Source organism: Aeromonas bestiarum, from assembly GCF_000819745.1.
GTDB lineage: Bacteria > Pseudomonadota > Gammaproteobacteria > Enterobacterales > Aeromonadaceae > Aeromonas > Aeromonas bestiarum.
In genome coordinates this window covers 18,286-38,285 of the sequence record NZ_CDDA01000003.1, presented here as the reverse complement: position 1 = coordinate 38,285, position 20,000 = coordinate 18,286, and the positions used below count along the sequence as shown (strand labels likewise).

Below are 20,000 nucleotides of genomic sequence, written 5' to 3'. Positions count from 1 at the left end.
CACAGGGTGACGGCCGTCACGACATCAGAAGTAGATCCGGGTGACTGATTCAATGACGCAGCCGGGACGACGAATGCCTTCGATCTCGACCTTGATCTCCTTGAGCAGCTCAAGACCGCCCTTGATGGGGGTCACCCGCAGCAGCTTGGTGCGCGCGCGAATGTTGCTGTCCACCTTGATAGGATACGGGAAACGCACCTGGTCCAGCCCGAAGTTCACCACCATGCGGGCGTTCGGAAACTCGGGCGTCGCCTCGTTGATGCTGCCCGTCAGCCGTGGCAGCAGCGCCAGGGTCAGAAAACCATGGGCTATGGTGGTCTTGAACGGCGACTCGGCAGCGGCACGCTCAGGGTTGGTGTGGATCCACTGATTGTCACCGGTCACGGCGGCAAACTCATTGATCATCTGCTGGCTCACCAGCAGCCATTCACCCACGTGGGTCTCGGCGCCTATGCTGGGCTGCAGAGTGGCAAACAGGGCCGCAGCCTCACCATTGAGCTCAACCGCCGGCTCATCAGCCTGCAGAGGCTGGCCGTTGGCAACCTGCGCCGAGCCCGCTTGCCGCTGCACGGACTGGCTGTCAGCTTGCAGGTCCAGCACACGACCCAGCAGAGGGTGGAGGTGTGCCTTTTGCTGAAACTCACGCCAGTAGTCGCGGATCGCCGGAGAGAGCCAATCCTTGAGCTCAAAGGGGTGCTGCGCCAGAATTTCGCGCTTGCGCTTCAGAAAATCGACAACTTTCATCTACCGATCCCTATTCGATTCAAAGCCTGTAAAGAGGTCTAACCAGTCCTATTTTATGAAAGTTTCAACTGCAAGTGCAAAAAAATCTCAGCGTACAGCTGTACCACGGGCAGAAGTGGTCACTAACCTGTCGGCTGCAAGCCTGATGGCACAAGGGGAAAAACGATTGCCGTGGCCAGCGTCAGGTGGCCACGGATGCAGCACAGACAGGGACCGAAACGGGGGGAATGCCATCCGAGTGCCTCTGTCTATACCCTGCCTGGCCCGTCAGGCGTCGTCACGCTGCGCCGGTTGCCACCACTGCCCACAGGCGGCCTCATCCAGAAAACACCAGGCCAGGATCCGGCTTGTCTTGTTGCCCTGGGCCATGTCGATCACCCGCACCTGACGGGCCCCGACCTGGGTCAACGCCTTCTTCGCGGCCGGCAGGTTCTCTTTTTTTGAGACCAGCGAACTGAACCAGAGGCACTGGCTGGCGAACTCCTTGCTCTGGACGATCATGGCGGCGAGAAATGCGGCCTCCCCCCCGTCACACCAGAGCTCGGCCTTCTGGCCGCCGAAATTGAGCAGGGGTGTCCCCTTCACGGCTTTGCCGAGATTGCGCAGCTTGCGCTCGCTGCCCTTGCTCGCCTCTTCGAGCGAGCCATGGAACGGGGGGTTGCACAGGGTCAGGGCGAAGCGTTCCTGCGGGCTTATGATGCCGCAAAAGATGTGTTTGGCATTGCCCTGATGGCGGCACTCGACCTGTCCGCCCAGCCCGTTGCTCTTGGCCAGCAGGTTTGCCGCCTTGACCGAGACAGGATCGATATCGGATCCGACGAAGCGCCAGCCATATTCGCGCGCGCCCAGCAGCGGGTAGATGCAGTTAGCCCCCACGCCTATGTCCAGCACTCGTACCCCCTTGCCAGTCGGTACGCGTCCCGCACTCTCGGCCAGCAGATCCGCCACCCTGTGCAGGTAGTCCACCCGTCCCGGGATAGGCGGGCAGAGATAACCCGCCGGCAGATCCCAGTGCGCAATGCCGTAGTGCAGTGCCAGCAAGGCCTTGTTCAGCGCCTTGACGGCGGCAGGATCGGCAAAATCCAGGGTCTGGGTACCGTGCTCGTTGACGAATACCAAGGGCCGCAGCTCGGGGGTGCGCTGGCAGAGCGCATCGAAATCATAGGGAGCCTGATGGCGATTGCGTGGATGCAATCCGGATTTGCGGTCGGAGTGGGTCTTCATGCTGGGCCTGCCGAGGGAAAACGGGCCCACACTATAGTGATTTGGCCCCGGAAAGTCTAAATTGCGGGCACAAAAAACCGGGCTTCAGGAGCCCGGTTCAAGTGAGGTTGGAAAAACAGTCCGTACTGCGAGCCGTTTGTCCAGCCTGACTCAGATGTCGATCCGGCGTGCTTGCCAGAACTTGCTGCGCCAATAGGAGCTATCCAGCTTGGAGCGCGTCACACCGGCACGGGTCGAGGCGTGAATGAATTCACCATTGCCTACATAGATACCGACATGATTGAGACGACGATTGATCTTGAAGAACACCAGGTCACCCTCGACCAGATCTTGCTTGGAAACGCGGGTGCCTTCATGGACTTGGGAGCGGGTGTCACGGGGTAACTCGACACCGACGGCATTGCGGAACACTTCACGGGCAAAGGCGGAACAATCTATGCCTCGCTGGCTGCTGCCTCCCATGCGGTACGGAACGCCACGCCACTCTTTATATACTGTCAGGATTTCATTCACATCGGGTGTTTGCGAAGCTTCCGGTTCAATAATGGGTTCCATCATGGAAACTTCAATCTTGCTCGCGACCTCGGGCTGGGGTGCCGAGGCACAACCCACCATTCCGAGCGCGACCAGCAGTAGCATCAGGTGGCGCAATCCTTTATCCCCGCAAAATAGTAAAACTTGTTAAAATACGGCCCAGAAGGGCAATTTATAAGGCAACAGCACCCGACTATATCCAAGAATTCTATCGAGGCAAGCGAAAATCCCTATCGACATCACATTTTTGCAAGGAAATGCAGTATTTTTCATGATTAATGTGATCATGCCCAAACAATATACAATCTCGAAAGCGACCGTCCTTGCTCGATCAAACTGACTTTTATCGCTGTTTCATCCCTCTTTTAAAGTGAAAAATTATGATCTCCGTGGATCTCTATTTGTTAAAACCGGCAAATGTCAGCGCCGACCAGTTGGCTCTGCTGCCGGACGCACTCTCCCCGACAGAGCGGCAACAGTGGCAGGAGATCCACCATCCGGGACGCCGCCAGGAGTTCCTGATCAGCCGTGTGCTGCTCAGGCGCCTGCTGGCCGATCGCCTGCAATGCCAGGCCAGCGAGCTGCTGTTTTGCACCAATCCCCACGGCAAACCCGAGCTGAGCGACCAGCGCTGGCAGTTCAACCTCAGCCACAGCGGCGACTGGCTGGTGATCGCACTCTGTGCCAAGGGGCCGCTTGGGGTGGATATAGAGCTGGGCCAGCGTCGCCGCCAGACACTGCCGCTGGCGAGACGCTTCTATGCAACCAGCGAGTACGAGTGGCTCGCCGCCCTGCCCGCAGAAGAGCAGGAAAGCGCCTTCTATCGGCTCTGGTCACGCAAGGAGGCGGTGTTGAAAGCCCACGGTGCCGGCATTGCCGCCGGGCTCGACAAGGTATGCTTTGTGCCGCAGCAGGCGTGGCGGCTCGACAACCGGCTCGATGAGCACGATTACCGGGTGCAGGATTGGCCCCTTGGCAGCGGCTGGCTCAGCCTCGCCGCCCCGACCCTGGCCGTCAACGGCTGGCTGCTGGATGACAACTTGAAATCCTCCCCCATCAACCCCATGTTAACTCACACCATTTTCCAAGAGTCAGCCTCATGATCGTCGACATCAATCCCCAGAATTTCCAAACCGCACTGATCGATGCGTCCATGAAAAAGCCGGTCGTCATCTATTTCCACGCCCCCCAGATGCCAGAGTGTCAGGACATGACCCCGCTGGTGGAGTCACTGGTTGGCCCGGCCAACCCCCAGGTGACCCTGGCCAGGGTCGACATGAACGATCCGCAGCTGCAACCGCTGGCCAGCCAGCTCGGCCTGCGTGCCCTGCCCGCCCTGGTACTCTTCCATCAGGGTCGCCCGGACGAGCAGGCCATTCTGGAAGGGCCGCAGGACGAAGCCACCCTGCGCCACTATTTTGCCGCCTTCGCTCCCAAGGAGGAGGAACTGCTGTTCGAGCAGGCGCAGCAGGCGCTGGCAGACGGCCAGGCCGATGTGGCCTATGCCCATCTCACCAAGGCTCACCAGCTGGCTCCGGAGCGCCACGACATCAGCCTGTGGCTCATTCAGGCGGCGCTGGATCTCAATCTGCTGGACGAAGCGCAGGAGCGGCTCGGCAAGATCCCCATGATCGCGCAGGATGACCATTATCAGACCCTGAGCTCCCGGCTGGCGCTGGCACTGCAGGCCGCAGACAGCCCGGAACTGCGGGCGCTGGAGGCGCGTCACGAGCAGGATCCTGACAATTTCACCCTGACCCAGGAGCTGGCGGTGCAATACAACCAGGCGGGTCGACAGGAAGAGGCGCTGACCTTGCTGTTCACCATCCTCAAGCGCGACCTGGCTTTTGGCGATGCCAAGAAGACCTATCTAGACATCCTGACCACAATGGGAAGCAACCCGGCGGCACAGAGCTACCGTCGCAAGCTCTACAGCCTGCTCTACTGATCGATGCGGGAATGAACGACGGGGTGATGCCGAGGGATCGGCATTGCCTTGCTGAGGTGGATTTCAGGGGCGGAAAGCGGGGAATTGACGAATTTCAGGCAAAAAAAAATGGCGCATGAATGCGCCATTTTTTCGCATGGATTACTTCTTGTAGGAAGTAGCCATGTTGTCGATGCGCTGGTTAGCACGCATAGCTTCTTGCTTGGCTTCTGCAACATCAGCAGCGATCTTGGATTGATCAGCACGAACTGCGCTAACATCTTGAGCCAGTTGGTCAACTTTGTTAGACAGATTCTGAACGGAGGTTTCCAGTTCGCTGGTGTTTGCACAACCGCCCAGCAGAGCGGACAGACCAACAACACCTACCAACAACAATTTTTTCATTTTTAAAAGCTCCCTTTAACTCGCCAGACGTTTAGCAAGCGGCGTGATTATGGCACAAAAGAATCATACTTTGGATAGGCCCCATCACAGATAAATGCATTAAAACCCTCATTTTTTTTTAGTTGCACACTTTATGTGCAAACTTTAAGCAAAAATGAGTGCCTCTGGATGAGGTTCGCACAGAGCGTAACCAAATTTTGGGCTTATTACAATTTCGTATGAGGCTCAGGCTGAACGTTCTGACAGCAATTGACGATATTGCACCAGATCTTCGATGGTCAGCACAGGCATCTGATGCAGGCGGCCGAAGGCAATCAGGTCCGGCAGACGAGCCATGGAGCCATCTTCCTTGGTCAGTTCACACAAGACCCCGAACGGTTTGAGGCCAGCCAGCTGCATCAGATCGACCGTGGCTTCGGTATGGCCGCGGCGTGTCAGCACACCGCCGGTACGAGCCCGCAACGGAAAGACATGGCCGGGGCGATGCAGATCGGACGGTTTGGCACCATCGGCGATGGCCGCACGAATGGTGGTGACACGATCGGCCGCCGACACGCCCGTGGTCACCCCTTGCGCCGCCTCTATGGTGACGGTGAAGGCGGTCTGATAGTGGCTGGAGTTCGCCTCCACCATCATGGGCAGCTCCAGCTGGCGAACGCGCTCGTCGGTCAGACAGAGGCAGACGATGCCGGAGCACTCGCGGATCATCATGGCCATCTGTTCATTGGTCATGGATTGGGCGGCGAAGATGAGGTCGCCTTCGTTCTCCCGATCTTCATCGTCGGCCACCAATACGCCACGACCGGCCCGCAGGGCCGCCAACGCCGCTTCGACGCGCGCAAGGGGATCACCGAATTCACTGAGTAGAGACTGATTCATGGTAAGACTCCTAAACAAGACAAGGACCAGAATCAGGGCATGGAAAGGCAGACAGAGATAGGTATGCAGCGGCCAGCCCAAGGGGGCCATGCCTGCAATATCTGTCTTATCCTCTTTCATCCGGACTATGACCGTCGGCTCCGGCATCTCACCGGATCTGCTGACCCCGACCTGGTTGCAAGGTCGGGCGCTCGCGGGCTCCCCGAGTCAGATCGGGATACCGCCGGTGGGGAATTTCACCCCGCCCTGAGAATAAGCGCAGACAGCCTAAAGAAAAAAAACGCAGGATACCAGCCCAAAACCCATCAAAGATGAATATGGAACCGACCTGTGCCCGCCGCCAGCAACTTGACTCACGCACGCACGGGACACTGTCTTTTCTGATTTTGTTTATGGCATAGTGCCTGAAAAAACGCGCAGCCTGCGCAGACTCAGGCGCCAACACCACAAACGGAATCATGACAGAGATGGAAAAGAAAATACTGCTGACGGACTGTCCGGACGCCAAGGGCCTCATCGCCAAGATCACCAACATCTGCTACAAGCACCAGCTCAACATCAACAAGAACGATGAGTTCGTGGATCACGAAAACGGCCGCTTCTTCATGCGCACCGAGCTGGAGGGACGTTTCAACGACGAGACCCTGCTGGCGGATCTGGATGATGCCCTGCCCGCCGGTGCCCAGCGCCGTCTGGTCAAGGCCGGCAAGAAGCGCATCGTCATCCTGGTGACCAAGGAGACTCACTGCCTCGGCGACATCCTGATGAAGAACTACGCCGGCGCGCTGGACATGGACATAGTGGCGGTGATCGGCAACTACGACACGCTCGCAGAATTGACAGGCAAGTTCGACATCCCGTTCCACACCGTCAGTCACGAGGATCTGAGCCGCACCGAGCACGAAGAGCAGGTACGCGCCATCATAGACGGCTATCAGCCCGACTACGTGATCCTGGCCAAGTACATGCGGGTGCTGACGCCGAGCTTCGTCGAGGCCTATCCGCGCAAGATCCTCAACATACATCACTCCTTCCTGCCGGCCTTCATCGGTGCCCGCCCCTACCGCCAGGCGTTCGATCGCGGGGTCAAGCTGATCGGCGCCACCGCCCACTTCGTCACCGACGATCTGGATGAGGGCCCAATCGTCGAGCAGGACGTGATCCATGTCGGCCACGCCTTCAGTGCCGACGACATGGCCAGGGCCGGTCGCGACGTGGAGAAATCCGTGCTGAGCCGCGCGCTGGAGCTGGTGCTCAACGAGCGGGTGTTCGTCTACGGCAACAAGACGGTGGTGTTCAAGTAACCCGCCTGCGGCATCACGCCAGAAACAACAAAGGCTCCCATGGGAGCCTTTGTTGTTTCTGCACTGCCTGTTGTTGCACTCGGCTTACAGCGGCAGACCATTGATGGTCATGGCACCCTTGTCGAGCTTGAACTCGGCGGTCAGCTGGGCCTTGTCCGCCTTGAGGTAGCCCATGGCGGCAAACTGCTCCAGCATGGGGGCCAGTTGCGGCACTGCCTTGCCCAGCTGGCCGCTGAGGTTGGCGTGCAGCAGGCCGGACAGGGCGTGCATCCCCTCTTCACTGTTGAACAGCTGCTCCAGCGAGGTGGCCGCCAGCTTGACGTCCCCCTTCATGGAGACGGGCTCGCCGTTGAGCTGGGCGCTCAAGTCCACCAGCTCCAGGGTCGCGCCGCGCTTGAGCAGCTTGTCCAGCGCCTGCTGGATGGCTTGATCTTCCACCCCTTGGCCGCTGGCGGCCTGCAGCGCCTGATAGCCTTCCAGATCCAGCCCTTTGAGATTCAGGGCCAGCTTGCTCTGGGTCAGCGCCAGGTTGTCGGTCTCGTTCTCCAGATTGAGGGTGTTCACCTTCATCTGATAGCTGCTGGAGAGGGTCTGGGCATCGTCCCCTGCCAGCTGGGTTTCCGTGGTCAGCCCCTGCAGTGACACCTTGACGCTGTCAGGCAGTTGCACCGACAGCGCGGATAGGGTCATGTCGCTGCGAGGCGAGAGCCAGATGCCGCTGATCTCGGCCATGTCGGCGCTGCCCTTGAGTTCGGCCAGCACCATGTCCATCTTGCTCTGCTCTTCGTGCAGCGTCATGCCCTGCCAGTGGAAGGTGACGTGACCATTGCCTTCCAGATCGCCGTGATAGTCCCCCTTCATCGGCAGGAAACTGAACTCGTCGAGCCCCTGCTTGACCTTGAATTCGTTGGCCCAGAAGCGGCTGCTGTTGCTGGCGGTCCACAGGCTGCTGACCGACTCTATGCCAAATTGCCACTGCTCCAGCTTGAGCGCGCTGAACACAGGGGCCAGCGAGCCCTGTTTGGTGTCGAGCAGCATGTTGCTCTTGATATAGAGCGGCAGGATGCGGCTGTTGACGATGAACTGCGCCTCGACCGGCTCGCTCCCTTCCAGCTGACCATCCAGGCTGGCCAGGGTCTGCGGCGTGACCACCACCTTCAGCACGCCATCGCGGGTGAACAGGTTGCTGGCACCCGGCAGCCAGGTCATCTCGACGCCGCTCTCCTGCTTCACCTTGGCAATCTGCTCGGCCATGATGCGATCGAACGTATTGCCCGTGTGCCAGCAGGCACCCAGTCCACCCACTACCAGGGCCGCACCGACGGCCAGCGCTACTCGCTTCTTCATCTTTATATGATTCTCCAAAGGCTCATTGCCGCACTCTACGGGGCCATATCGGGGCTAGGCAAGTCCAATTCGGCGTCGGCCGCAATTAAGTGATGTCACAGCAAGGGACTGAACAGATAGAAGATGTTCTCCATCACCTTCTTGTACCAGGGGCGGGCGCGCCACTTGGTCAGCGACATAGGGGTCGCCTCTATCATGTAGCCCTGCACCAGCTGGGTCATCTCGGCGACAAACACCGGGTTGTCGATGAGCAGGGTCACCTCGAAGTTGAGCCAGAGGCTGCGCCTGTCCAGGTTCACAGTACCCACCAGCGCGAAGTCGTCATCCACCAGCACGCTCTTGGTGTGCAGCAGACCGGCATCGTAGCGGTAGACCTCGACCCCGGCCTCCAGCAGCTCTTCCATAAAGGCGTTGCAGGCATGATTGGCCATCAGGGAGTCGTTGCGCGCCGGCAACACCAGTTGCACCTGCACCCCGCGCGCCGCCGCCGAGGAGAGCGCCGCCGCCAGCGGATCATCCGGCACGAAATAGGGGGTGGTCAGCACCAGATGGTGACGGGCCTGATAGATGGCCAGCAGCAAGCTCTGCTGGATGCAGTCACCGCCGACGAAGGGGCCGGACGGAATGAGCTGGGCCCGGTAGTTGCTCTGGGGCCAGGCCTCAGGCTCGTGCTGCAGGCTGTCGAGCAGCCGCTCGCCGGTCTCCATCTCCCAGTCCCAGACGAAGATGGACCACATCAGCGGCACCATGGGCCCCTGTACCCGGATCATGATGTCGACCCACTGGCCGACCCCGGCGTTCTGCTTGAAGAAGCGGGGATCCACCATGTTCATGGAGCCGGTGTAACCGACCCTGTCGTCGATCACCACCAGCTTGCGGTGCATGCGCAAATCCTGGCGCTGGAACGGGATGCGCCAGGCGCCGACCGGCAACACCTCCACCAGCTTGACCCCCGCCTTGCGCAACTGCTTCGGCCAGGGCGAGCGGAAGAAGGCCTTGCTGCCCATGGAATCGAGCAGCAGACGACAATCCACGCCGCGCGCCGCTACCTCCATCAGCGCTTCGCACACCTCGTCGGCATCGCCACCCGGGTGCCAGATGTAGAACTCCAGATAGCAGGACTGGGAGGATTGGCGGATGTCGCGCACTATCTCGCGCAAGATGGATTCCGGCCTGCTCAGCAGCGTCATACGATTGCCGGAGAGCATGGGCATGGCCAGCCGGCTCTGGATCAGATCGTGCAGCGGCTGGGCCTTCTCCCCCACCTCGCAGCAGTGCTGGGGGAAGAGGCGGGCCAGCTGGCGGATCCAGATGGCGTAAGGGCGGTACATGGCCTGGGCCCGTTCGGCGCGCCGCCGGCCGAGCCGGATCTCGCCAAACAGCACGTAGAAACCGACCCCGGCAAACGGGATGGCATAGATGAGCGCCAGCCAGGCCAGCGAGACACCGATGGGGCGCCGTTTCATCACCACCCGCAGGGAGACCCCCGTCACGATCACGGTGTGAAATAACAGCAGCAGCCAGCCGAGGAACTGGGAAAACAGCAGCTGGATGTCGTGCTCCAAGCCATTGATCAAGAGAACTCCTTGTACACCAGAGTGACATGCGGTGGGCAGATCCCACGGGGCCAGGATGGTATGCTGTAAAACACACCCATTCTATCAGGTCGTTAGCATGATCCTGCAATCTATGCTGCTGAGTCTGGCCATGCTAGGCCAAGGCTCATATGACATCAATGAGCAACAGATAAACCAGTACCTGCAATCCCAGGTACAAGTGAACAAACAGCTGGAGCTGCCCGGCATCATCAAGGCCCATGTGCAGCTCGAGCAGAGCGACGTCCAGATCGGGCGCCAGAGCCCGGATACCGCCCGCGTCTATGGCAAGGGCAAGCTGAAAATCGCCCTGCCGGATCAGACCGAATACGACGCGCGCCTGAACATGACCTACGAGGCCAGGCCGCGCTATGACAAGGCCCAGAGCGCCCTCTTCCTCGACAACATGAAATTGATTGAGTACAAGCTGGAGCCAGAAGCGGCGCAGCAGAAGTTCGGCTTCATGCTCGGCATGCTGCTGCAGAGCATGGAGAAACGGCTGGAGACCCAGCCTGTCTATCGCCTCAACGACAAGGACCCGAACCAGGCCTGGCTGAAAGAGAATCTGCTGGGGCTTGAGCTGTCACCGGGCAAGATCCACCTGCTGACCAAGCCCCAGTGAGCCGTCAGTTGTAGACGGGGGCCTTGGTCTGACGCACCAGCAGCTCGATCTGGTAACCCTGTTCGCGCTGCTGGTCATAGAGGGAGAAGAGCGGGCCATCCAGCTCGTGCAGGGGCAGGTCGGCAAAACCGGCCTTGAGGTAAAACGGCTTCTCGAACGGCAATGCCTGGCACACCACCGGCTTGTCCAGCAGATCGTTGCAGGCGTGCTGCAACAGACGGGAGCCCAGTCCCAGCGACTGGTAATGGGGCAGCAGGCGAAAGCCGCACAGATGGTAGTAATCCTGTTCGTCGCGCAGACGCACGGCGCCCACCAGCCAGTGAGCGTCGCGCACCACGAAGATACGCTCGGCCAGATCCGGCACGTAATGGGAGAAAGTGGTTTCGTAGTAGTCCCTGATCAGGGAAAGATCCGCATCACAGTACTCTTCGAAGGTGAGCTCCATCGCCCGCTTGCTAATCACACCCGTTCCATCCTTGGCCACTCGGCCCAGCCCTCAATATTCAGTTGCAGATCGGCAAGAGATCCGACCAGATTAACCAGCAAGATATCACGCCTTTTAGTAACAAAAAAGCCAATAACAGCCCCTGCTTGTTCACTTTTCAACAGGCAACCGGCCTCAGAAACCAGGGGCAATCCTATCACGCTATCCCCCGCACGGGCACTGCTTGCTCGATCCGCCGGATTTTACGGCAAGGCCTCACTCACTCGTTAACAAGTGGCTGATTTAGCATCAGAAACTATTTTCGTAAACATTTGTTAACAATCACCCCTGATCATCCACCGCAAAGAAAAGCCTCATTCGAATAGCAATTCTGGCCTGTCACCCTATGGTGAAACCTTGGCATAGCATAGCGCTGTCGTTGCCTGAGCGGGATCACTCCCACGCTGACACCTCACCACTTTGCCAAGGAGATACCATGTTCAGACCCATACCTTCACTGCTGATGCTGGCCTTGCTCCCCACCGCCAGCTGGGCCGGCGACATTCACACACCGCTTGCTCCCTACCACTTCAGCCGGCAGCAGCTCATCGCCAGCGACGCCGTCACTGTGCCGCTGGATGAGGCCCACTTCGTGTTTGGCGAGGCGGCCATGGCGTTCGATCTGCACGACTTCCTGCTGCAACAGGCGCCCCACCTGCTGCCCAAGGAGGAGGTGATCCTGCACTGGAGCGGCATCACCAGCCTCAACCCCCAGCTGCTGCTGGCCCTGATGGAGGCGAGCAGCCAGCTCATCTCGGCCCCCTCGGAACAGGCCATGGCGGCGCCGTTCGCCCGGCGGGTCAAGGCCAAGGGCTTTGACAACCAGGTTGAGTCGATGGCGCGCCAGCTCTCCGAGCGCTTCTATCAGGCCCAGGCCCAGTTGCGGCTGAGCCAGCGCAGCGCCCCCGCCCTGCCCCCGCTTGCCGCGCACCAGGCCGCCCTGGCCAGCCTGCTTGGCCCGCACGAGCGGCAGCAGTTGAGCGAGCAGTGGCAAACCCTGTTTGGCAAGGAGGCCATGACGTCGTCCAAGGCCCCTGCTGCAAGGCCGCCAGCCCGGCTGGCCGGCGGTCAGTTCCAGCTGCCCTGGCGCCAGGGCTACAGCTGGAAGGTGAACGGTGCCCACTCCCATAGCGGCTCGGGCTACCCCTACTCCTCCATCGATGTCTCCTACGACTGGCCGGGCTGGGGTGGTGCCACCTACACGGTCACCGCCGCCAACAGCGGCACAGTCACCGTCTTCTCCCGCTGCCAGGTGCGGGTCACGGCCCCCAACGGCTGGGCCACCAACTATTACCACATGAGCGGCATCTCGGTACGCAGCGGCGACTACGTGGCCGCCGACACCCCCATAGGCACCTATGCCAGCAACCGCAACGAGGCGCTGTGCGAGGGCGGTTCCTCCACAGGCCCGCACCTGCACTTCTCCCTGCTCTACAACGGGGTGTTCCAGTCCCTGCAGGGGCAGCGCCTGAGCAGCTATGCCGTCAACGTCGGCGCCAGCAACTACGACGACAACTGCAACCGTTTCTGGCTGCAAAACAGCCGCAACGGCCAGCGTTTCTGTGCCTGGCAGCCGCTCTACAACAACGGCCTCGACTGAGTTGTCGGCCAGCCGTTGAAGTGATGGAAAAGTCAGTAATGACGGGGCCTAGACGGTTTTATGCAAGCCGTCACAGATCCGCATACTCCCCTTTGAAAATGCTCACAAAACAGTCAAAAGGAGATTGCCGGCCCGGCGGGCCGATGTGAGGCTCTGGGTGCCCACATGGGCACCCAAACAAGGACTGACAATAATGAAAAAAATAGCGGGGATCTGGGTGATCGCAGGCATGCTGATCGCCCCTCTGGCGCAAGCCGACGTCATACTGCACGCCTTCAACTGGAAATACAGTGAAGTCACCGCCAAGGCCGATCTCATCAAGGCCGCCGGCTACAAACAGGTGCTCATCTCGCCGCCCCTCAAGTCGTCGGGCAACGAGTGGTGGGCACGCTATCAACCACAGGATCTGCGCCTCATCGACACCCCCCTTGGCAACAAGCAGGATCTCGAGCAGCTGATCGCCGCCATGCAGGCGCGGGGCATAGCCGTCTATGCGGACGTGGTGCTCAACCACATGGCCAACGAGAGCTGGAAGCGCAGCGATCTCAACTACCCCGGCAGCGAGCTGCTCGGCCAGTATGCGGCCAACCCCGCCTACTTCGAGCGCCAGAAGCTGTTCGGCGATCTGGGCCAGAACTTGCTGGCGGGATCGGATTTTCATCCCGAAGGCTGCATCACCGACTGGAGCGATCCGGGCCACGTCCAGTACTGGCGCCTGTGCGGCGGCGCCGGTGACAAGGGGCTGCCGGATCTCGACCCCAACAACTGGGTGGTGAGCCAGCAGCAGGCTTACCTCAAGGCGCTCAAGGGGATGGGGATCAAGGGCTTTCGGGTCGATGCGGTCAAGCACATGAGCGATTACCAGATCAATGCCGTGTTCACCCCCGAGATCAAACAGGGCGTACAGGTGTTTGGCGAGGTGATCACCACGGGGGGCGCCGGCAGCACGGATTACGAACGCTTCCTCAAACCCTATCTCGACAGCAGCGGTCAGGGGGCCTATGACTTCCCGCTGTTTGCCTCCCTGCGCGGGGCGCTGGGCTATGGCGGCAGCATGAACCTGCTGGCGGATCCGGGTGCCTACGGTCAGGCCCTGCCGGGCAGCCGGGCCGTCACCTTCGCCATCACCCACGACATTCCCACCAACGATGGCTTTCGCTACCAGATCCTGAACCAGACCGACGAGAAGCTGGCCTATGCCTATCTGCTCGGCCGCGATGGCGGCTCGCCCCTGGTCTATTCCGATCACGGCGAGACCCAGGCCAAGGATGGGCTGCGCTGGCAGGATTATTACCAGCGCAGCGACCTCAAGGGGATGATCCGCTTCCACAATACGGTGCAGGGCCAGCCGATGCAGCTGGTCGGCAGCGGCGACTGCTTCGTGCTGTTCAAGCGCGGCAAGCTGGGGCTGGTCGGCATCAACAAGTGTGACTACGAGCAGGAGTACTGGCTCGATACCGCCAAGTTCGAGATGAACTGGTATCGCAACTACCGGGACGTGCTCGACAGCAGCGCCCTGATCAATGTGCAGAGCCAGTGGGTACGGGTCGCCATCCCCGCCCGCAGTGCCCGGCTCTGGCTGCAGGAATAAGGAAGAGACACCCAACAGGGGCCGCCACTGCGCGGCCCCTCTTTATTTGCCGGTTTATTTCGGGCGCTGCGCTCATCGGCAGCTTGTTCTGCAACCGCCATGATGCTTTACTCAACAAGGCTAACGAGGCTAAGGGAGCAAGCCGTTGAAAGCATGGATGTTGATGGGATTGATCCCGCTGTTTTCCCCGACCGGCTGGAGCCAGACTCCCCCGCCGGCCGAGGTGGTGATCCTGACCACAGAGGCGCAGGCCCCCCTCTCAGTTCCTCTTGCGGCGCCCAAGCCAATGCCCGCGCCCAGCGCACTGCCCGAACCCACCCGGCTGACCGCCAGCCTGCCGCCCGGCACGCGCCAGATCCAAGTCTACAAATCGGTGCAGAAAAACGGCGTGATCCGCTACTCCGACATGATGCCGGAGCAGGGGCACTATGAGCTGCTGCTGTTCAACGACTGCTACGCCTGCGACCCGGCCTCCAAGGTCAACTGGCGCACCACCGGCCTCTTCCTCTACGACTACGCCAGCACGATACAGGCGGCGGCCAAGGCCTATCAGGTGGAGCCCGCACTCATCCGGGCGCTGATCCACGCCGAATCCGCCTTCAACCCGCTGGCGGTCTCCCGCAAGGGGGCCATGGGGCTGACCCAGCTGATGCCGGCCACGGCGCGCGAGCTGGGGGTCGGCGATGCCCTGATGGCCGAGCAGAATATCTTCGGCGGGGTGAAATACCTGGCAGGCCTGCTCAAGCAATATGGCGGCAACGTGGCGCTGGCGACCGCGGCCTACAACGCGGGAGCCGGCGCGGTGCAAAAACATGGGGGCATCCCCCCTTATGCCGAGACCCGCGCCTATGTGGAGCGGGTGCAGCTGTTGCGCCAGCGCTACAAGGACATGTTGAGCGCCAAGGGGTTGTAAGACCTTCCCTCTTTCACCCAGCAACGCAACCAGCCGGGCCCTAGTGGCCCGTTCTTGCGCCCCCCTGAAACGAAAAAACACGCCCGGGGGCGTGTCGATACCACACTTTTTCGTCACGGATCACGCTTTAGGGGCGATCACGCGATAGGCCAATGCACCCAGAATGGCACCGACGATCGGAGCAACCCAGAACAGCCACAGCTGGCCGAGGGCCCAGTCACCCACGAACAGGGCAACCCCAGTGCTGCGCGCCGGGTTGACCGAGGTATTGGTCACCGGAATGCTGATGAGGTGGATGAGCGTCAGGCACAGACCGATGGCGATGGGGGCAAACCCGGCCGGGGCCCGGCTGTCGGTGGCGCCCATGATGACGAACAGGAAGAAACCGGTCATCACCACTTCGCACACCAGGGCTGCCAGCAGGCTGTAGCCGCCCGGCGAGTGCTCGCCATAGCCGTTGGAGGCAAAACCGGCGCTCACATCAAACCCGGCCTGACCGCTGGCGATCACATAGAGCACGGCCGCTGCCGCAATCCCGCCCAATACCTGAGCGACTATGTAAGGCAGCACACCGGAGGCCGGGAAGCGGCCACCGGCCCAGAGCCCGACGGTCACGGCCGGGTTCAGGTGACAACCTGAAATGTGGCCTATGGCATAGGCCATGGTCAGCACAGTCAGACCGAACGCCAACGCCACGCCCAGCAGGCCTATTCCCACGTTCGGGAAAGCGGCGGCCAGCACTGCGCTGCCACAACCCCCCAGCACCAGCCAGAAGGTGCCCATAAACTCAGCTGCAAAAGGTTTCACTCTCAACTCTCCCAATGATGGATGGAACATGAGCCTGGGCTCACGAGGTCGCCGTTCTTAAACGGCGCCACATTATGGGAGCGTGACATGACGAGGCGAAGTGAGCCTGCCTCGCCAAGAAAGTGTGATCATGATCACAAGTGATTGATTCATCGAGAGGATTGTCGTCAGTCCCGAATGGCGTCCCGCCATCTGGTACGACAACTTGTGACTCTGTTGAGGCTTTTAACAACAGGATGGCAAGCACCTGAGGACCCAGGCGCAACGGATAAACGAGGAGGGCGCCCGGGCGCCCTCCTCTCACATTGCTCCTCAGACGCAGTCAGCGTCGGCAAGGTTCAGCGATAGCGGCCGCGCACCGAGCTGGTGGCCCGCCCCGCCATCTTGATCAGGCTCTGGCGGGTATGGAAGTGGCAGAGTGCCACCCCGAGCGCATCCGCCGCATCCGCCTGGGGCGTGGCCGACAGCTTGAGCAGATGGGTCACCATGTGCTGCACCTGCTCCTTGGCCGCGCCGCCCGTGCCCACCACCGCCTGCTTGATCTGGGTTGCCGAGTATTCGCTGACCGGCAGCAGGGCATTGACCGCCGCGACTATGGCGCTGCCGCGAGCCTGACCCAGCTTCAAGGCAGAATCCGCGTTGCGGGCCATAAAGACCCGCTCTATGGCGAACTCGTCCGGCTTGAACTGGGTGATGATCTCGCTCACCCCGTCATACACCTGCTTCAAGCGCGACGGCAGCTCGCCCAGGTCGGTACGGATGCAGCCCGAGCCCAGGTACTCCGCCTTGCCTGCGACTATGCGGATGACGCCGTAGCCTGTGATGCGCGAACCTGGGTCTATCCCCAGAATAATGCTCATGGCCGCTTAGCCATGCTGGCCTGGGGGCGGCTCACAGCCTCGTCACCCGTGAGCCGGTGGCCCGGCTCCATTCCCAAAACAATGCTCATGACACTCTGTTGCTCTGAAGGCAGTTCATGGCCGCCAAGATAGCAAACAAGCGTCCGCTTGGCTCGCGCGGCGGCGCCCTCGCCGGCTGACTGCGCAGGGATCCGCCATCTTGTACAGTGGTCTGCCTGTTTCCTCACCCGTGCGGGCCCGCCCAGTCAGGCGCCACAGGCGAAGGAGAAGGATCAGGTCGCCAGCGCCACCAGCCGCTCGGCCAGTCGATGGCTCTGCAGATAGCTCTCAATCAGCGCCCCATCGGCCTTGCCCAGCTCGATCTGTCGATACCAGTGATCGAGCATGGCCACGAAGCCCCGCTGGGCCAGCACCGGCTGCCAGTCGTCCGGTGCCAGGGTCTGCAGCGTCTTGTCTCGGGCAATCGTGCCCCGGGTGCAGTTATCAAGGTGCAGGGAGAGGTTGTCGCCATAGGCATCGATACGCTCCTCCGTGATGCCGGCGCTGCGGTTCATGCTGCCGCTCACCTCCACCTGCCCGCTTTGCCAGGCGACACTGACCCCGGCCAGCAATTCGGGCTGCAGGGGGCTTCGCCGCAGCACCGCATACAGATCCCCGGTAGGCGCGCCGCCATAGAAGCAGAGGCTGTCGAGCACATGGATAAAGTCGTCGAACAGGAACGGACGCGGCAGCCCAGGCAGGGCGTGTCTGTGCTTTTGCCAGTTAAGCTCGGTGAGCAACTGATTATCTGTCCGGGCCGCGCTCATGGCGGGCAGATAGCGGCGGTTGAAACCGACAAATAGCGGGCAATCCTGCGCCATGGCCAGATTGGCGAGCGCTTCTACCTCGGCGTAATCAAAGCAGAGCGGCTTGTCGACAAAGGTGGGGATGCCCGCTTGCAGGCATTGCTCGGCCAGCTCAAAGTGTACTGCGGTGGCGGCGTGGATCATCACGGCATCCGGGCTACTCGCGAGTAGCCCATCCACCTCGGTGAAACACTCGGCAATACGGTACTGGCGGGCCAGCTTGCCCAGCACAGCTGGGCTCCGGGTACAGAGCAGCGGGGTGACCCGCTCGTCGCTGGCAATCAGCGGCAGATAGGCTTTCTGGGCGATATCACCGAGGCCAATCAAGGCAATGCGCATGGGAACTCCTTGTCACTCGATCAGTGGATAACCGGCTAAGTGCCCGCACCATCTCAGGATTTCCCCCGCAGATCCAGCCTTGCCGCAACCCGGGCTACCTCGCCCCCTCTCAGCCTCCCCCTTCGCAAGGGCGAGGAACCCTCCCTTGCCAACCGAAGATCAGGCGGGAGTGGCTTTACTCCCCCCTGCCAATAGCCAAGGTGGGCACATATGTATCGCCAGCAAAACGGGTTTCGTATTGCACCCATTTTGGCTAACATGCCCCACTTCAAGGAGACATAGGGGCAAGGAACCGATGAGCAACAAGACGCTGCAATCCCTCTTTCACTACAAGCGTTGGGCCGATGGCGAGCTGCTGGATGCAATCGCCACGCTGGACGCGCAGCAATATGCCGAAGCCCACCACACCTGCCTTAGGATCTTCAACCATATCCATGTGGTCGATGCCATCTTCAAGGCCAATCTGCTGGAGGAACGGCACGGCTTCAGTGCCACCAATACCCCGGACACGCCGACCCTGGCGGCGCTGCGCAGCTTGGTCACGGCACTGGATAACTGGCTGGTGGATTACGTCGCTACCTTGAGCCCGCAAGAAGGTGAAACCTCGCTTTCGTTTCGCTTTGTCGATGGCGACAGGGGGCAGATGAGCCGCGAGGAAATGCTGCTCCATCTGGTGACCCACGGCGGCTATCACAGGGGGGCCATCGGGCGGATTCTGGTGCAGTGCGGCATCACGCCGCCGCGCGATACCCTGACCACCTTCCTGCATCGCAGCGAACCCGGGCGGCGAGGTGATGCTGCCCTTGCAGATGGCGAGGCCCGTCCATGATGCCCGCCTGTCTGCGGTTCACACCGCTGCTGCTGATCGGGCTGCTGAGCGGTTGCGCCGCCGCCATCGATCACTACTCGGGGCGCTTTCGCAACACCCTGGTATCGGGGGAGACACGCGCGACCATTCGCGCCGAGCTGGGCGAGCCCCAGCTCTGCCAGCAGGCCGCCTTTCTGACCGAGGATAAGGTGCAGGGTTGCGATCGCTTTACCGTGCTCGGCAAGATCCACAAGCGCGCTGACGGCAATGGCCAGGCCACGGCGAGCGCCGTGACTATGGGGCTGGGGGAGCTGGTGCTGATCCCCATGACGGTGGCTGGCGTGGCGGCGGATTACACCCAGCGCCACACCCTCACCGTCTATTACGATCGGGATGATCACTATCTCTTTCACACCCTGCTCAATGCCAAGGGGCAGGAAGTGTGGCAATAAGGGGCGTGAAAGCTGAACGCTTTGCTGCCCCATGGCCAGGTGACAGCCGTTTGCCGGGTGACTCGGGAAATCCCGTCAAGATTGCTCTCTGCGATCCAGCCACTTGCCCACTCTCGCACCCAGCTCGGAGCAGAGCAGGGCGCTGACAATGGCCCCTATCATCCGGTTGGTCTCGGAAAGCGCTTTTGTCTCAACAAACTGGTAGGCAATCAGATTGAAAATAAGGATCCCGAGCAGCAGCCCTAGCCCGCTGCCCATCTTCTCTCTTCTGGATTTGGCTTTCACCGCCATTCATTGCTCCTGTGCAAGGGAGCCGGCCATTCAGCCCCCCTTATCCATAGGCCGAACAAGATAGCAAAGCCGCGCCTGCTTGCCCGCCTTTATCGCGCCTGCTTAAGCGCTTTGATGACGCAGTTCAAAAAACGATGATTTTCTGATGGTTACCTCCGTTTTGTGCTCGCTGGTCCTGCTTCGCTTGGCTTACCATAGCCATCCAGAACCTGTTGAGCTGCGATGGGTTACTACCAGCGCGGGTCAAGGGAGCATATTGGAAGCTGTAATCCACGGGCGGTAGCGTGTTTCGTAGGTTGGCTCTGAGCATAACGAAGCCCAACAAATGAATGCTATAGCTCTCACTAGAGAAAATTAAAAATGAATATAATAGTTCGGGCAGCTAACATTTAATATGCTCTATCATTACTAACACTTTTCACAACCCTA

The 20,000-nt window shown here is 60.5% G+C and carries 21 protein-coding genes and 1 riboswitch; of the genes, 9 read left to right on the top strand and 12 right to left on the bottom strand.

All coding sequences use genetic code 11. The annotated features are described in order from the left end of the window. Window positions 1–24: 24 nt before the first annotated feature. From BN1118_RS00495 to BN1118_RS00485, 3 genes are all read right to left on the bottom strand, one after another. Entirely contained in the window at window positions 25–744 is a 720-nt protein-coding gene (locus tag BN1118_RS00495) for a MaoC family dehydratase (RefSeq protein ID WP_043554068.1), read from the bottom strand. Between the two features lie 267 nt (window positions 745–1,011). Beyond that, window positions 1,012–1,968 carry a 23S rRNA (adenine(1618)-N(6))-methyltransferase RlmF gene (gene rlmF / locus BN1118_RS00490; RefSeq protein WP_043554067.1) on the bottom strand — a complete coding sequence of 319 codons (957 nt, stop codon included), beginning with the start codon at window positions 1,966–1,968 and terminating at the stop codon, window positions 1,012–1,014. 150 nt (window positions 1,969–2,118) lie between these two features. After that, entirely contained in the window at window positions 2,119–2,607 is a 489-nt protein-coding gene (locus BN1118_RS00485; RefSeq protein WP_043554066.1) for a C40 family peptidase, read from the bottom strand. A 275-nt stretch (window positions 2,608–2,882) separates the two neighbouring features. Between BN1118_RS00485 and BN1118_RS00480 the strand changes: the two genes are divergently transcribed. Together BN1118_RS00480 and BN1118_RS00475 are read left to right on the top strand one after the other, a co-directional pair. Continuing rightward, window positions 2,883–3,605, top strand: a complete 723-nt coding sequence (locus BN1118_RS00480) for a 4'-phosphopantetheinyl transferase family protein (RefSeq protein WP_043554063.1) — start codon at window positions 2,883–2,885, stop codon at window positions 3,603–3,605. Then, window positions 3,602–4,450 carry a tetratricopeptide repeat protein gene (locus BN1118_RS00475; RefSeq protein ID WP_043554062.1) on the top strand — a complete coding sequence of 283 codons (849 nt, stop codon included), beginning with the start codon at window positions 3,602–3,604 and terminating at the stop codon, window positions 4,448–4,450. Before BN1118_RS00480 ends, BN1118_RS00475 begins: the two co-directional genes overlap by 4 nt. Before the next feature lie 141 nt (window positions 4,451–4,591). On the opposite strand, the gene BN1118_RS00470 is transcribed toward BN1118_RS00475, so the two are convergent. Both BN1118_RS00470 and ribB read right to left on the bottom strand, forming a co-directional pair. After that, on the bottom strand, window positions 4,592–4,834 hold the full coding sequence (locus BN1118_RS00470) for an Lpp/OprI family alanine-zipper lipoprotein (RefSeq protein ID WP_005334342.1): 243 nt from the start codon (window positions 4,832–4,834) through the stop codon (window positions 4,592–4,594). Window positions 4,835–5,059: 225 nt separating this feature from the next. Continuing rightward, a complete protein-coding gene (gene ribB, locus BN1118_RS00465; RefSeq protein ID WP_043134636.1) occupies window positions 5,060–5,713 on the bottom strand; it encodes a 3,4-dihydroxy-2-butanone-4-phosphate synthase in 654 nt (217 codons plus the stop codon). 104 nt (window positions 5,714–5,817) lie between these two features. Continuing rightward, window positions 5,818–5,971, bottom strand: a riboswitch (FMN riboswitch). A 209-nt stretch (window positions 5,972–6,180) separates the two neighbouring features. Here ribB and purU point away from each other — a divergent pair. Continuing rightward, window positions 6,181–7,017: a formyltetrahydrofolate deformylase gene (gene purU / locus BN1118_RS00460; protein ID WP_043134635.1), complete on the top strand. Its 837-nt coding sequence runs from the start codon at window positions 6,181–6,183 to the stop codon at window positions 7,015–7,017. A gap of 84 nt (window positions 7,018–7,101) precedes the next feature. On the opposite strand, the gene BN1118_RS00455 is transcribed toward purU, so the two are convergent. Together BN1118_RS00455 and cls are read right to left on the bottom strand one after the other, a co-directional pair. Next, complete coding sequence (locus tag BN1118_RS00455) at window positions 7,102–8,364, bottom strand: DUF945 family protein (protein ID WP_043554061.1); 1,263 nt, start codon at window positions 8,362–8,364, stop codon at window positions 7,102–7,104. Window positions 8,365–8,459: 95 nt separating this feature from the next. Then, entirely contained in the window at window positions 8,460–9,941 is a 1,482-nt protein-coding gene (gene cls, locus BN1118_RS00450; RefSeq protein ID WP_043554059.1) for a cardiolipin synthase, read from the bottom strand. 97 nt (window positions 9,942–10,038) lie between these two features. Here cls and BN1118_RS00445 point away from each other — a divergent pair, with 97 nt between their 5' ends. Continuing rightward, window positions 10,039–10,581: a YceB family lipoprotein gene (locus tag BN1118_RS00445; protein WP_026080151.1), complete on the top strand. Its 543-nt coding sequence runs from the start codon at window positions 10,039–10,041 to the stop codon at window positions 10,579–10,581. 4 nt (window positions 10,582–10,585) lie between these two features. Here BN1118_RS00445 and BN1118_RS00440 read toward each other — a convergent pair whose 3' ends face one another. Continuing rightward, window positions 10,586–11,026: a GNAT family N-acetyltransferase gene (locus BN1118_RS00440; protein ID WP_052449139.1), complete on the bottom strand. Its 441-nt coding sequence runs from the start codon at window positions 11,024–11,026 to the stop codon at window positions 10,586–10,588. A 475-nt stretch (window positions 11,027–11,501) separates the two neighbouring features. Here BN1118_RS00440 and BN1118_RS00435 point away from each other — a divergent pair, with 475 nt between their 5' ends. From BN1118_RS00435 to BN1118_RS00425, 3 genes are all read left to right on the top strand, one after another. Continuing rightward, window positions 11,502–12,665, top strand: coding sequence for a M23 family metallopeptidase (locus BN1118_RS00435; protein WP_043554055.1), 1,164 nt, complete (start codon window positions 11,502–11,504; stop codon window positions 12,663–12,665). 193 nt (window positions 12,666–12,858) lie between these two features. Further along, window positions 12,859–14,256: an alpha-amylase family protein gene (locus tag BN1118_RS00430; protein WP_043554053.1), complete on the top strand. Its 1,398-nt coding sequence runs from the start codon at window positions 12,859–12,861 to the stop codon at window positions 14,254–14,256. 157 nt (window positions 14,257–14,413) lie between these two features. Beyond that, a complete protein-coding gene (locus tag BN1118_RS00425; protein ID WP_043554051.1) occupies window positions 14,414–15,169 on the top strand; it encodes a lytic transglycosylase domain-containing protein in 756 nt (251 codons plus the stop codon). Window positions 15,170–15,289: 120 nt separating this feature from the next. On the opposite strand, the gene aqpZ is transcribed toward BN1118_RS00425, so the two are convergent. The 3 genes from aqpZ to BN1118_RS00410 all read right to left on the bottom strand — a co-directional run bounded on the left by aqpZ (window position 15,290) and on the right by BN1118_RS00410 (window position 18,020). Then, complete coding sequence (aqpZ, locus tag BN1118_RS00420) at window positions 15,290–15,976, bottom strand: aquaporin Z (protein WP_043554050.1); 687 nt, start codon at window positions 15,974–15,976, stop codon at window positions 15,290–15,292. 338 nt (window positions 15,977–16,314) lie between these two features. Next, complete coding sequence (gene ruvC / locus BN1118_RS00415) at window positions 16,315–16,836, bottom strand: crossover junction endodeoxyribonuclease RuvC (RefSeq protein WP_043134627.1); 522 nt, start codon at window positions 16,834–16,836, stop codon at window positions 16,315–16,317. Between the two features lie 272 nt (window positions 16,837–17,108). Beyond that, on the bottom strand, window positions 17,109–18,020 hold the full coding sequence (locus tag BN1118_RS00410; RefSeq protein WP_043554049.1) for a Gfo/Idh/MocA family protein: 912 nt from the start codon (window positions 18,018–18,020) through the stop codon (window positions 17,109–17,111). Between the two features lie 295 nt (window positions 18,021–18,315). Between BN1118_RS00410 and BN1118_RS00405 the strand changes: the two genes are divergently transcribed. Together BN1118_RS00405 and BN1118_RS00400 are read left to right on the top strand one after the other, a co-directional pair. Then, window positions 18,316–18,849, top strand: a complete 534-nt coding sequence (locus tag BN1118_RS00405; RefSeq protein WP_043554048.1) for a DinB family protein — start codon at window positions 18,316–18,318, stop codon at window positions 18,847–18,849. Continuing rightward, complete coding sequence (locus tag BN1118_RS00400) at window positions 18,846–19,280, top strand: hypothetical protein (protein ID WP_043554047.1); 435 nt, start codon at window positions 18,846–18,848, stop codon at window positions 19,278–19,280. Before BN1118_RS00405 ends, BN1118_RS00400 begins: the two co-directional genes overlap by 4 nt. 75 nt (window positions 19,281–19,355) lie before the next feature. Here BN1118_RS00400 and BN1118_RS00395 read toward each other — a convergent pair whose 3' ends face one another. Further along, the gene (locus tag BN1118_RS00395) at window positions 19,356–19,571 is read right to left on the bottom strand and encodes a hypothetical protein (protein WP_016349952.1); all 216 of its coding nucleotides are present in this window, start codon (window positions 19,569–19,571) and stop codon (window positions 19,356–19,358) included. Between the last annotated feature and the right edge of the window lie 429 nt (window positions 19,572–20,000).